The sequence below is a fragment of the Streptomyces sp. NPDC003016 genome (genome assembly GCF_053591455.1).
In genome coordinates, this window is sequence record NZ_JBSFTV010000014.1 from 162646 (window position 1) to 175040 (window position 12395).

Sequence of the window (12395 nt, forward strand, 5' to 3'; positions counted from 1 at the left end):
CATGTTCGACTCCGTCGTCATGGCGGTCGCGGGCTGCGGCCCGGCCTACACCGTCGCGGCGACGATTCCCGCGCTCGTACTCGCCGTCGGTGTCGCCGGCCCGGCGGTGCTCCTGTACTGCGCGATCCCGATGATCGGCATCGCGCTGGCCTTCCGGCACCTGGGACGGCTCGAGGTCAACGCCGGAGCGACCTACGCCTGGGCGGCCCGCGCGATCCACCCCTTCCTCGGCTTCCTGAGCGGCTGGGCGCTGGTCGTCGCCACCACCGTCTTCCTCGTCTCGGCCACCCTGCCCGCGGGCAGGGCCACGCTCGCCCTCATCGACCCCGAACTGGCCGGACGCACCTCCCTGGCCACCGCCGTGGGTGTCGGCTGGTTCCTGCTCATGGCGGCCGTGGCCGCCCTCGGTGCCCGGATCAGCCCGCACGCCAGGACCGTCCTCACCGGTACGCAGCTCGGGCTGCTCCTGACCTTCGCCGTCGTCGCGCTGGCCAAGGACGGGAACGCCGCCGACTTCTCGCTCTCCTGGTTCGGCTTCAGCCACTTCGACGAGTCGCACACCTTCGTGGCGGGCGCCCTGATCGCCGGGGTCGGCTACTGGGGCTGGGACGTGACCAGCAACCTCAGCGAGGAGACCCGCACCAGCCGCCGCACCTTCGGCCTGGGCGGGCTGACCGGCGTACTGGTGTCCCTGGTCGTCTTCGTGGTCTTCACCGTCACCGCCAACATCCTCATCGGCGCGGACGCGATACGGGACGACCCCGGGGGCTTCCTCTCCGTGCTCGGCGAGGCCGTCTGGCCGGGCCGGGGCGGGCGGCTGCTCGTCCTGGCCGTGGTGCTGTCCATGATCGCCACGCTGGAGACCACCCTCCTCCAGGCCACCCGCACGCTCTTCGCGATGGGCCGCGACCGGACCGTTCCCGCCGTGTTCGCCCGCACGCACCGGGAGTGGCAGACGCCCTGGGTGGCCACGGCCACCGTGGCGCTCGTCGCGCTGCTGCTCATCCTCGTCTCCGCGTCGGTGGGTTCCGGCGCGCGGTTCGTCACCGACGCCGTCAGCGGGATCGGTCTGCACATCGCGTTCTACTACGCCCTCGCCGGGCTCTCGGCCGTCGTCGCCCACCGCAGGGTGCTGCTCAAGTCGCTGGGCAACCTGGTCTTCATCGGGCTGTGGCCGCTCGGCGGAGCGCTCTTCATGGTCTGGATCTTCGCCAGGTCGGTCCCGGAGCTGAGCGCCGGCGCCCTCACCATCGGTCTCGGCGCGCTGGCCCTCGGTCTGGTGCCGATGTCCCTGTCCTGGTTCCAGGGCAGCTCGTACTACCGGCCCAGGCCGCTGGACCCCGAGCGGGCGGACGCGGTGGACGAGTTCCACGGAGGGCCGGGGGCGGAGCCGGCGCCCGCGGCCGCGCGGCGGCGGGACGAGATCCTCACCGACTTCTGAGTCTGCTTCCGACCCGGCTTCCGACCCGGCTTCCGACCCGGCTTCCGACCCGGCCTCGGGCCCGCCGTACGCTCCGCCGTCCGGCCCGCATCAACCGCGCCTGCCTCCGTATCCGCAACCGCCCAGAGGGGAACCCCGCCCATGGCAGCCTGGCTGCGCCGCCGTTCCGGAGCACCGCTCTACGACCAGGCGTTCGGTGACCGGGCCCTCGCCGAGGGCTGTCAGGACATGGTGATGGGCCGCTGGGAGGGCGCCCGCGATCTGCTCGCCGAGCATCCCCGCGACGACTGGGACCGGCGCGCGCACCGCCTGCGCCTGCTCGCCGACGCGGCGGCGAACCGGCGCACCGTCGACGTCTGGCAGGCATCCGACCCCGCCGACCCGGACGCGGCCGTACTGCGCGCGGAGACCGAGGTGATGCGGATGTTCGCCGGTGCGCGCGCCGGTACGACGCCCGGACGGGACAGCCTGGACCGGGCGGCCCGCTTCTGCCTCCAGGCGTCCGACCTCGCCCCGGCGGACCCGCACCCCTGGGTCTCCCTGGTGGCGCTCGGCCGGCTGTACGAAGGCGGGGACCCGAACATGGGCCACTGGTGGAAGGAGCTCCGCGACCGGGACCTGTACCACCGGGAAGGGCACCACCAGGCGCTGCGCTACCTCTCCGCCCGCTGGCACGGCTCGCACGGCGAGGCGGACAACTTCGCCTGGGAGGCCGCCTCCTACGCCCCGGCCGGCTCGCCGCTCGCGATTCTGCCGCAGGTCGCGCGGGCGGAGCAGTACCGCTTCCGGACGGAGGCGGAGGGCAGGTCGGCGATCGGGATCACCTTCCACTGGAACGGGGAGCGGGCGCGCTGGGACCTGCGCACGGCCCTGGAGAAGTGGATCGCCTGCCGCACCGTTCCGTACGCACAGGACGTCGCGGACCTCAACTACCTGGCGCACGGCCTGGTCCACGCGGGGATGGAGGAGGAGGCCGCCGACGTCTTCCGGCTCCTGGACAACCGGGCCACGCGGATCCCGTGGTCGTACAGCGGCGACGCGGAGAGCCTGTTCGTCCGTTGGCGGGACAAGGTGCTGCCGGCCTGACCGCTCCGACCTGTCCATCCCGCAAGCGAGTCGTCCGAACAGTGATCACACTGCACAAGTCTCCGGGGGTTCTCCGTGCCCGTCCGGCGCCTGGGTCCGTGCCGGAATCCCGACTGCTCCGCCTACGAGGAACAGGCGGCCCCGGAACGCAGGAAGCGCGAATCCCACTCGTGACGGGGCGCGTCCCGGTTCGAGGCGCCCCGTTCCGATGTGCCAGGGTGGCGGCATGCTGGAGCTCGCGATCCTGGGATCCCTGGCCGACGGACCACTGCGCGGAGACGAGCTGCGCCGCCGTACGACACGCCTGTTCAGCCACTTCCGACCGGGGCCGGCCGACGACGGCAGCCTCGGCCCGGTGATCGACCGCCTCGTCGGGGCCGGCCTGCTGGACCGGCGGATCGAGCCGGGCGCCGCGGCCGCCCGGCAGCACATTCTGAGCCTGACCGGCACCGGCCGCGCCGAGCTGCTGCGGCGGCTCCGGGCCCCCGGCGACCTGGACATCAGCGACAGCGCCCGGTACTTCACCATCCTGGCGTTCCTCTCCCGGCTCCCCGACCCCGGCGACCGCCGCGCGGTGCTGCGTCGGCGGCTGGAGTTCCTGGAGCAGCCGAGGAACTTCTCCTGCGACACCGATGCCGGTTCTGGTGCCGGTTCTGGCGCCGACGGCGCGGACGACCCGTACCGCCGCGGGATGCTCGCCGTCGCCCGGGCCGCCGACCACGCGGAGCGGTCCTGGCTGCGGGAGGTCACAGCCGAAGGAACCGGGGAGGCGGCGCAAGCGCAAGTCAGCACGCAAGGGCCGGGCGTCCTCGCCCGGTTGGCGGCACTGACCGGCGGTGCCCCCGCCGCCCACCGAGGCGGTGCGCTGTGGCGCCTGGGCGAGAACGGCCGGCAGCTGGACGCGAATGTGATCCGCCTGGCGCCCCGCGCCCACGTCGCTCCGCACGTCGAGCCCGACCTGGACGTCCTGGTGTACGTGGCACAGGGCGCCGGCCGGCTGGAATGCGGCGGCGCACGGCACGAACTCGCGCCGGGGGCCGTGGCATGGCTGCCGCACGGAGCCCGGCGCGCCGTCTCGGCGGGCCCCGACGGCCTGGTCTACCTCACGGTCCACCGCCGCCGCCCGGGGCTCACCATCCGCAAGGCCCCGCCCGTGCCGCCCGTGCCGCCCGTGGCGGAGGAGGGCGGCGAGGCGGCCTGTCTGCTGGACCGGGTCTGCCCCGACTGCGGCCGTCTCGCGCCGGAGCGCGGCTACCGGTACTGCGGCCGGTGCGGCACCCCCCTGCCTTCCCCTGAGGTCCTGCCGACCTCCGCACAGAAACCTGACGACACGTCAAGGCCGTTGCCGCCGGCCGACGCCCGGGAGGGCGGGCCGCAAGGAGGCGCCATACAGGATCAGAACCGTCAGCGGACCACCGGCGCGGACGTGAACCCCGGCCCCGCTGCCGGGCCGAGCGCTACAGGCCCGTCGCCGAACTGACGGACAGGGCCGCACTGACCACCTTCGTCGAGACGGTCGCCCCGCACCTGGCCGCGAAGGGCGTACGGGCCGGCGAAGACGGCGAGCGCCGCCCAGCCCTGCCGGCCGTTCACGACGCTCCGACGATGTGGGTCATCAGGCAGGCGGCCGTGATGGCGCCCAGCAGGCGCACCTCGTCGCCCTCGCGCTCGATCACGGCGACCAGCGGGCTGTGCGTACGGGCCATGAGCGCCGCCACCTGCAGCGCACCGGCGTCGGGACCGACCACCGGTGGCGTGTAACCGCGCCGGGGCAGCCATTCGGCGACCGTCAGCCCGGCCATCCGCTCCATGACCTCGTCGAGGTGCCGGTCGTCGATCACGGTGGCGAGCAGCGGGTCCTCCAGCACGTAGTCGGGCACCAGCTGCTTGATGAGCTGGGAGCCCGGCACGATGGCGTACGGCCGATGGTCGGCGTCGACCACGAGCAGCGCGGGCAGCTTGTGCTCGGAGAGCAGCCGGGCCGCGTCCACCGCGTCGGCGTCGGTCGACACGGAGGGATAAGCCTCCGCGAGATCACGTGCGAGCATGTCCGTTCTCCTTGCTGGGGTGGACGTCCGACCGGAACGAGGACCGTCCGGCCGGGGCCGGCGGGGCAGTGCGTGAGCAGGGCCGTACCACGGAGGCGAGCGGTATACCCGGCCCCAGGGCCGGTCCCAGGGCGCGGGCCGGGTTCTTCCCGTGCTCGCGCGGCCTGGGGAACGCGACGTGCCTGCCACCGGCGAGCAGGGACGCGGACAGCGCCACGGACAGCGCCACGGACAGCGCCGCGAACAGGGACGCGGACAGTGCCGGGGCCGCGGTGCGCACGAGGATGTCGCTGTCCGCGGTGGAGCGGGCCGGAAGGACCGTACGGGCGGCGAGCCCGGAGAGCGGCACGGCGACGAGCGGTGCGACTCCGAAGACGGCAATGAGAACCATGGCTGGACCCCGATCGGCAAAGAGAGTTCTCTCACGACCGCCGACCAGGCTTCCCGGCACACCGCGGGGAACCTTACACGTCCTCTACATGATATCGGGACGTATCCGGCACGTGGGGGTGGCGTCAGGAGGGTGCCGGACCGCACCGTCGGCCGTGGTCGGCTACGAGGCTGTCGTCGAGGCCGGCGAACGGCGGATCCGCAGGGCCCTGGCCCCGCGCCCGGTCGCGACGAGGAGGATGCCGCTGGGGGAGAGATCGGTGTCCGTCACGGCGACGTCGGAGATCAGCGTGGCAACGGCATCCCCGGTGGTGCGATCCCAGACGCGGACATAGTCTGCCCCTCGGCTGAGCGCGAGCGGGGCGGCGACGCGCTCGTCCTCGGAGGGCCGCAGGATCTGCTGGGGGTCGACTTCGACGAGAGACGTCGGCTGTATGAGGCTGTGGACGAGGATCGCGGTACGGCCGGACGCGTCGAGGGCGCGCGCGCCGGGCGTGTCCGCGGGTACGACGAGGACGGCGACGGGGGTGGCCGGCCCGTCCGTCCCGGGGAGGCTGCCGACGGTCACGGCGCTGATGCCGGGGACCGGCAGGCTCCACAGGGTCTGCCAGGGCAGGTCGAAGCCGAGCCGGTGCACGGCGTCGGCGTACTGGGGCAGCCCGTCCTCGGCGAAGGCGGTCTCCAGCAGGGCGGCCCGCAGCGCGGCGGGTGCCTGGGTGCGGGTCAGTAGCGGGGCGGTGCGCAGATACGTGCGGGCGGGCGCCCCCAGCGCGTCGATCGGTACGGCCTCGACGGCTGCGCGCAGCGGCACCGGGTCGGCGTGCACGAACAGCCCGGGATCGGTGAGGAGCTGGGGGAGCAGTCCGGCTTCGAGGGTGTGCCCGGCGATGTGATCGCGTACGTACGGGTCCGCCCTGCCCCAGTCCTGCTCCGGCACCGCTTCGAGCAGCGCCATGGCGATCTGCGACTGGGCGGCGCGCAGGTCCGCCAGGCCGGCTCGGATCTCGTCACGGAGGGCCGGATGCGACAGCCGAAGCAGCGTACGCCCGTCCTCGCCGTCCGCCTCCTCGGGCTGGACGAACGGCCCCACAAGTGTCATCGCGCCGGCGACGGCCTGGCTCATGTCCCGCCCGGCGACCGCGCTCGCGAGCCGGGCCCACATCTTCACCGGGAGCCCGTCCCCCTCGGCGAGGGCCGGCGGCGCCAGGACCAGCCGCAGGGTCTGCGGGTCGGCGCCGAGCCGACGGGCATGCAGGTCGAGGGCCTCGCCGACGGAGCTGGGTATGTACTGCTCGTCGGCGGGGTCGAAGCCCTCGGGTGCCATGAGGATGCTGTGCACGGCCAGTTGCACGACCAGCGGGCTGGTCCCGGCCCGGCGCCCGATCGCCTCGGCGAGAGCGCGGCGCGCGGCGGGGTCGGTGGTGAACGGCAGCTCCGGCGCCCCGAAGAGCGGGCTGAGCGCCGCTTCCGCATGCAGGACGAGCCCTTGGGGGTCGGCCCATTCCGGTGCGTCGAGGTCGATGATCTGCACCGCGCCGTACGGCAGGCCGTCGGCCAGCTCGGCGGCGAGCGGACGCGGTACGTCGACGAGCAGCCGGACGGTCTCGGTGGCGGCGAGCGGCTTGAGCACCTCGCGTACGAGCCGGGCGGGCCCACCCGCGGCCCGCACCGGTCCGGCCCGGTCGACGTCCGGCACGACGACGGTCACGGGGTGGCCGAGGGCGGCCAGTTCGGCGTACACCTCCTCGGTGCCGGTGGCGGCCAGCTCGTAGTGACCGGCGAGCAGCCACAGGACCTGCGCGGCGGTCAGCCCCTCGGCGCTCGGCACAGCGGGCGCGGGCAGCTCGGGCGGCACGGTCGAGGGATCCATCTCGTCCAGCGGCAGCCGCTTGCGGAACTCCGGATCGCACAGCATCAGAAACCCGGTGAGCAGGTGCGAACGCCCGCTGCCGGGGCTGCCGGTGAGGACGACCACGCGCGGCGCACCGGGCCACTCCATCCGCCAGGCGGCGAGGGCGCGCAGTACGGCGACGCGGCCGCCTGTGTGGGGATGCGGCGCGTAGCCGTCGGTTGGGGCGGTCATGGGTGTGTCCTCGTGTGTGCCGGGTAACGGGCGAAGGTCAGGCGTTGCGTTCGAGGTTCTTGCGGTAGAGGGCGATGGCTTTCTCTGTGGGGTAGTTGGGGACGGTGACGGAATCGCCGGTCTCCTTCGACACCACGATCTTGGCGCCGCCCGGTGGGGAGGGCTGCGGTCGTCCCGCTATGTCGGTGCGGGGTGGGAAGACGGCGTACACCAGGTAGCCGATGTCGAACTCGTGGACGCGGAGTTCGGCGGGGGTGCCGTCCGGGAGCTTGGGCTGGGCGTAGCGGCTGCGGACAATGTGGATGGCCTGGTCCGGGGAGGTGGGCGGACCTTGTGGTGCTGGGGTGGAGGTGTCCTGAGGCATGGGTTTACTCTCTGCTGTTCGGTCGGTGTGGTCGGTTACGTGGGGAATGCGTTGACCCAGCTGCCGTCGAGCAGGTACTTGGGGAGGTAACCCGACTCGACGTCGATGGTGATGTCGGCGTCCAGTGCGAGGCAGGTGATCGCCAGGGGGCCGATGGCGACCAGGCCGGTGGCCCTGGCCGCGCTCGCCTCGTCCTCCGTCCAGTACTCCTTGTGCCACTCCAGTGCCTTGACCAGTTCGGCGTTGTACCGGTCGGCCTCTCCACGGATCAGGCGGTAGAGGAGGTTGATGGGCGGGTAGAGGAACCTCAGCATGGTGCTTCGGTCGACGATCTGCAGCCGCTCGGGCGCCGTGCCGTCGACTGCGGCCACCAGTTTGTCGCCGAGATCCGGGCCTTGCTTCCAGTACGTCTGCAGGGTGTCGACCCAGTCATAGATGTACTCGTCGTACACCGCACCCGATTCACGCAGCAGAGAGATCGGGACGTTGCTGAGCCGGGTCAGCCGGTCGTGTTCCCGACAGATCGCGGCGAGATGGAAAGCGGTGAGCCAGTTCCCCGCATCTGCGTGGGAAGTGGGGCCTGTGGAGGGAATAGTTCGCATTTTGCCGTTGATACGGCAGGTCACCGTCGGCTCGGTCGAAGTGGCCGACTGAAAAAGGGCGGATCCGATCTGCATGGCCGCGACCCACGCCTCCCATGTCTCGATCCTCGCTGCGTCCGGATCGAGAGCGCAGTGCGTCTGGGCAACCCTGACTGAATTGTTCAGCGCCAAGTTGAACGTATAGGCGTTTCCCTCCAACCGACCGATACGCTCCTCGGTCTGCTGTACGAGCGACTCCACGCTGCGGACGCGATCGGACGGGATGTCATGGCGGGGTACTTGTACGGTCATGCCTGTCCCTCTTCAGGTTTCCGGATGTCGAAGTACTTCATGGCGAAGCCACCGTACCTCTTGGCCCCAGGTGCTCCCTCGTCACCTGAACTGCCCTCTGGGCTCTCCCCGCTGCTCTCCGGATCTGCATCCGGTGTGTCGTCTTCGACCCTGGATTGCACCTTTACGTACTGCACATTTCCCTCGGCGTACGCCTCCTCCAGCTTGTTGGCAATGTCTTCCTGCTCGGGGGTTCCCTCCTGCATCGCGATAATGATGGTTTCGAAGTACTCCCGGGTTCCCTGCATTACTCGTCTGCCTGAGTGCCCCTTGCGCGGTTGAAGGTCGGCTGCCGGAGCCTTCGCCTCGACCACGATGTAATGGCCCGGTCTGTCTCTGTGCTCATAGATCTGGTCGAACTGGTCACTACCGCTGCCGGTGTGCGGAACATCGACGAGCTCGTATTCGGGGTGCTCACTCGCCATCGCATGGTGGTGCGCGGCGTATTCTCCGTGAGCCTCACCGCCCTTCCCCACTGCGTCGTGGGTGTCTGCGTAGATGGCTTTCGCCCGCTTGAATTCTTCTGAATCCCTGCCGTGATCGGCTTCTGCCTCCTCTTTCGCAGCTCTGGTGATCCGATCGGCCGCGAGTGTCCACTCACGGTCGGTGGTAGCGGCGTCCAGATGGGCAAGGTGATGTTCTTCAATGCCGACGTTCCTGCCCCGGCGGACCACTGGGTGGGTCTCAGCAGGCATGTAGTCGGGCTGGACTGGAGGCGGGGCATCGCTGGCCGCGATGAATCTGTCGGGGTCGTCGGGATGATTCGGGTCCCGCTTGAGCTGCGGAAGATCGCGGCCGTCGACCTTGTTGTTCAGGCTGTTGCGCTGGCCGTCCTTGCGCCAGTACAGCTCGCGGTTCGCCCTGCTCTCGTTGGCGAAGTCGACCATCCTACGGATGAAAGCCCTGTCATCCTCGCTACGAGCGGCGGGTTCCGCGGGTCCGCGGGGCGGGGTGGCGCTGTCCGAATCGGACCTGGTGGTGTCTCTGCTGGTCTCTTCGGCAATGGGGCCGTACAGCGGACCCTTGCCGCGCGTGGAGTCCTTGAGGTAGCTGGACGCGTCGGCGGTCTTTCCTACAGGGAGGCTCTCCGGTGCAGGGACCACCGAGTCCTTGTTCGTACTGCTGGGGCGGTCGCGACGGTTGTCGGCCGACGACTGGTTCGGATCATCAGGCCGTGTCGGGTCCGGGGCGTCGGGCTGGTTCTCGCCCGGAGCTGCCGAGGGTGGCTCCTCCGGGTGGTCCGGACGCGCCTGGTCGGGACTTAGCCGGTCAGGGCGTGCATGGTCCGCTCGCGGCGGTGTGTTCGGCCGCCGGCCGTCGGGCCGCTCGCTGGTCTCCGGCTTCTGCTGCGTGAGGTTGTCCCGCCGTGGGCCGGCCGTGCGCGGGTCGGTGGTGCGCGGGTCTGTCGTCTGCTGATGTGGAATGGATGTACGCGGGTCCGAGGACGTGATGGTCTGCTGAGGCGTGTCCCGCCTGGTCGTGGGATCGCCGGGAGTGTCGTGTGCCGGACTGGTGCCCGGGGTGCCGACTGCAGTCCGGGTGGGCGACGACTCGTTGTCCGGAGTGGTCCTGTCGGTGCCGTCGGGTGTGGTGCGGGTCGGCGACTGGGTCTCCCGGTCGGGCGTCCCACCCTGCGCGTGGGGGCGCGTCGGGGCATCCGGGTGTGACTGCTGGTCCCTGGCGTCGGGTGTCTCGGACGGGGACGGGCGGTTCTGCTCGGTGGCCGACTCCGGGGTCTGCGACTGCCGCGGTTGCGTCGAGTTGTCGTTGTGGGGGAGTGTCTGCCGGCCATCGGGCGTGCTGGGGAGCTGGGGTGTCCGACCGTCCTCGTTACCGGCCTTGCTGTTCGCCGGGCCGTGGTCCGGGCCAGGCGCTGTGCTCGGTTCGGCCATCGTGGACCGAGGCGTATTCGAGGTGTTGGAAGTGCCCGCGTCCGGTGTCGTGACATCCGCTGTGGTGGGTGATTCGATGCCCGGCTCGTTGCCGTTGGTCTGCTGCTTCGGAGGGCCGCCCGAAGCGTCGTTCTGCGTGGTGTTGTCCGGTTGCCCGTCGCTGTCAGAGTTCGCCGCGTTCTCGGAGTTCTCCGCCTCGGACTCGTCGTTCTGATTCTGGGAGTCGCCGGTGTCCGTCTCCGCCGGATGAATCGGGTTTCCGTCCGCGTCCAGGGGGATGTGCCAGACACGCGCCGCGCTGTCGATGTGGAGCGGGTTGTGGCTGACCTCGCCGCTCTGGGTGTCGATCCAGATGATGTCGCCGTGATGGTTGACGGCGTTGAACGCGTGACCGCCGCCGCCCGGCCAGTCGACCTGGACGACGGCTGCCGCACCGTGCCCGGCCTGATGGAGGTCCCATGCGATACGTAGCGGAGTATCGGGGTCGTCGCCGGTGCCCGCGTAAGTGTGGGGGGCGCCGGCCCAGCGGATCTGGTTCTCGTTCGCGTTGCTTTCGGGGGACCAGGGGTCGAGGTTTCCGTCCTCGTCGGTGTCGAGGGTGCGCGGGGCGGAGACCTGAGGGTTTCCGTACCAGGTCTCCAGGAAGGACCGGGAGCAGTCGGCACAGTTGTTGCTGCGTCCCGGTACCTCGTTGCCGCCGTCGTTCTGAAGCTGGCTCCAGGGGCCGAACGGGTCGGGGAACCGCTGAGGAGTGCCGTCGGGATTCCGTGGCACGGCGTTCGCCAGCAGCTGCTGGTCCTGGGGGTCGGGCTCAGTCAGCCCTCCCGGGGAGTGGTCCAGGTCGTCGCGGATGTCCTCGAGACTGTCCGTCTGCGGCTCCGGCTTGTCGGGTGCGCCGGGGGCTGCCTGTGGCGAGCCCGGTGCCTGCGGGCCGGGCGGGGTGGGATTCGACGCCTGGGCGGGGGCGTTCGGACCGGGGGCCCCGGTGTGGAGCGGTACCGCCGTTACCTGAGGTTGTTGCTGTTGCTGTTGCTGCTGCTGGTTCGGGGTGTTCGGCGGTGTGCCGGGGTTGGTGGTGCTGGGCTGCTGCGGCGTGTTGGGGGTATTGGGCGTGTTGCCGGACGGCTGGTGAGGCCGTGCGGGAGTGTTGCCCGCAGCCGGTTGCGATGTGTGCGGGGTGCCGGCGGCCGGGGCTGGTGCTCGGTCGGGGGTACGCCCGGGAGAGCCGGAGGCGGGCGTGTCCGCCGTGCTCGGCGTTGCTGTTGGGGTCGGGGTTGCCTGTGGCGCCGTGGTTCTGGGTGGGGCCGGCTGCCTGGGGTCCTGGCTCGGGGTGGTTGGTTCGGGGCGGCTCGTATGGGGCGTGGCCGAGGCCGGGCTCGGGGTCGTGTTCGGGTGGGGCGTACGGGCATCTGCCGATCCCGGTGTGCTGGTGCTGGGCGTGCTCGGGTTCGAGGTGCGGCCGGGTGCAGTGCCGGGTGCGGGTTGGTTCGGGTTCGGGTTCGGGGTGCGGTTGTCGGGGGTCCCCGGAGTGCGGCCGTCCGTCGATGGGGTCGGCGTACTGCGCGGTGGTGTGGAGGGTGCCGGGTTCGGGGTGGAAACGGGACCGGTTGGGGTGGGGTTGGGGATGCCGGGGGTGGTGGAGGGGGTTCTGGGCGGGCCCTGTGTGGGGTTGGGACTGGTGGGACTGGTGGGGGAGGAGGAGCCGCTCGGGGTGGTGTTGGTGCCGGTGCGGGTGCCTGCTGTGCCGTCGGTGGTGGTGGGGGGTGTGGGCGAGTTCGGTATCGGGGAGCTGCCGTCCGGGCGCGGGCCCGCGGTCGACGGGTCCGCCGTGGTGGGCGTGGGGGCGGCGTTGGACTGGGTGGGGATGCTGGCGGCGAGGCTGTCGATGGAGGTGCTGATCCCGCCGCCGCTGGGGGTGGAGGACGGTGTGCCGCTGGATGCGGGTGTGGGGGCCGATTGCGGGGCGGGTGCGGACAGGCCCGCGCTGCTCGGGGAGGACGAGCTGCTGCGGTTGTCGCCGGTACTGGGTGTGCTGCCGCTGGTGTCCGAGGAGGGGGAGGGTGATGTGCTGGTGGGGGTGGGGTCGTCGAAGTCCGACAGGGTCGGGCGGGAGGACGGAGGGGAGGAGGGAGGGTTCTGTCCGGTGTCCGGGGCGCCGG

General features: G+C 71.3%; 9 protein-coding genes and 2 pseudogenes. 4 read left to right on the forward strand and 7 right to left on the reverse strand.

Features of this window, described 5'->3' with window-relative positions; genetic code table 11:
• Position 1 precedes the first annotated feature (1 nt).
• The 3 genes from ACWDZ4_RS14955 (at position 2) to ACWDZ4_RS14965 (ending at position 4007) form a co-directional block, all read left to right on the forward strand.
• Positions 2 to 1441, forward strand: a complete 1440-nt coding sequence (locus ACWDZ4_RS14955; RefSeq protein ID WP_451508818.1) for an APC family permease — start codon at positions 2 to 4, stop codon at positions 1439 to 1441.
• Between the two features lie 141 nt (positions 1442 to 1582).
• Positions 1583 to 2527: a hypothetical protein gene (locus ACWDZ4_RS14960; RefSeq protein WP_451508804.1), complete on the forward strand. Its 945-nt coding sequence runs from the start codon at positions 1583 to 1585 to the stop codon at positions 2525 to 2527.
• Positions 2528 to 2753: 226 nt separating this feature from the next.
• Positions 2754 to 4007 carry an AraC family ligand binding domain-containing protein gene (locus ACWDZ4_RS14965; protein WP_451508805.1) on the forward strand — a complete coding sequence of 418 codons (1254 nt, stop codon included), beginning with the start codon at positions 2754 to 2756 and terminating at the stop codon, positions 4005 to 4007.
• Between the two features lie 109 nt (positions 4008 to 4116).
• On the opposite strand, the gene ACWDZ4_RS14970 is transcribed toward ACWDZ4_RS14965, so the two are convergent.
• From ACWDZ4_RS14970 to ACWDZ4_RS15000, 7 genes and pseudogenes are all read right to left on the reverse strand, one after another.
• On the reverse strand, positions 4117 to 4575 hold the full coding sequence (locus ACWDZ4_RS14970; RefSeq protein WP_451508806.1) for a CBS domain-containing protein: 459 nt from the start codon (positions 4573 to 4575) through the stop codon (positions 4117 to 4119).
• Positions 4562 to 4966, reverse strand: a complete 405-nt coding sequence (locus tag ACWDZ4_RS14975; protein ID WP_451508807.1) for a hypothetical protein — start codon at positions 4964 to 4966, stop codon at positions 4562 to 4564. The genes ACWDZ4_RS14970 and ACWDZ4_RS14975 overlap by 14 nt, the downstream gene beginning before the upstream one ends.
• A 162-nt stretch (positions 4967 to 5128) precedes the next feature.
• Positions 5129 to 7048, reverse strand: coding sequence for an ATP-binding protein (locus ACWDZ4_RS14980; RefSeq protein ID WP_451508808.1), 1920 nt, complete (start codon positions 7046 to 7048; stop codon positions 5129 to 5131).
• Between the two features lie 37 nt (positions 7049 to 7085).
• Complete coding sequence (locus ACWDZ4_RS14985; RefSeq protein WP_451508809.1) at positions 7086 to 7412, reverse strand: hypothetical protein; 327 nt, start codon at positions 7410 to 7412, stop codon at positions 7086 to 7088.
• A 35-nt stretch (positions 7413 to 7447) separates the two neighbouring features.
• Positions 7448 to 8305, reverse strand: a complete 858-nt coding sequence (locus tag ACWDZ4_RS14990) for an immunity 49 family protein (RefSeq protein ID WP_451508810.1) — start codon at positions 8303 to 8305, stop codon at positions 7448 to 7450.
• Entirely contained in the window at positions 8302 to 9231 is a 930-nt protein-coding gene (locus ACWDZ4_RS14995; protein ID WP_451508819.1) for a hypothetical protein, read from the reverse strand. The genes ACWDZ4_RS14990 and ACWDZ4_RS14995 overlap by 4 nt, the downstream gene beginning before the upstream one ends.
• Before the next feature lie 1395 nt (positions 9232 to 10626).
• Positions 10627 to 11010, reverse strand: a pseudogene (locus ACWDZ4_RS15000) (toxin glutamine deamidase domain-containing protein); the annotation flags it as partial.
• Positions 11011 to 11473: 463 nt separating this feature from the next.
• Between ACWDZ4_RS15000 and ACWDZ4_RS15005 the strand changes: the two are divergent.
• Positions 11474 to 12395, forward strand: a pseudogene (locus tag ACWDZ4_RS15005) (hypothetical protein); the annotation flags it as partial.

Excerpts from the sequence above, each read along its gene's own strand:
- ACWDZ4_RS14955 (WP_451508818.1), top strand. The coding sequence starts at position 2 with ATGTTCGACTCCGTCGTCATGGCGGTCGCGGGCTGCGGCCCGGCCTAC.
- ACWDZ4_RS14960 (WP_451508804.1), top strand. The coding sequence starts at position 1,583 with ATGGCAGCCTGGCTGCGCCGCCGTTCCGGAGCACCGCTCTACGACCAG.
- ACWDZ4_RS14965 (WP_451508805.1), top strand. The coding sequence starts at position 2,754 with ATGCTGGAGCTCGCGATCCTGGGATCCCTGGCCGACGGACCACTGCGC.
- ACWDZ4_RS14970 (WP_451508806.1), bottom strand. The coding sequence starts at position 4,575 with ATGCTCGCACGTGATCTCGCGGAGGCTTATCCCTCCGTGTCGACCGAC.
- ACWDZ4_RS14975 (WP_451508807.1), bottom strand. The coding sequence starts at position 4,966 with ATGGTTCTCATTGCCGTCTTCGGAGTCGCACCGCTCGTCGCCGTGCCG.
- ACWDZ4_RS14980 (WP_451508808.1), bottom strand. The coding sequence starts at position 7,048 with ATGACCGCCCCAACCGACGGCTACGCGCCGCATCCCCACACAGGCGGC.
- ACWDZ4_RS14985 (WP_451508809.1), bottom strand. The coding sequence starts at position 7,412 with ATGCCTCAGGACACCTCCACCCCAGCACCACAAGGTCCGCCCACCTCC.
- ACWDZ4_RS14990 (WP_451508810.1), bottom strand. The coding sequence starts at position 8,305 with ATGACCGTACAAGTACCCCGCCATGACATCCCGTCCGATCGCGTCCGC.
- ACWDZ4_RS14995 (WP_451508819.1), bottom strand. The coding sequence starts at position 9,231 with ATGGTCGACTTCGCCAACGAGAGCAGGGCGAACCGCGAGCTGTACTGG.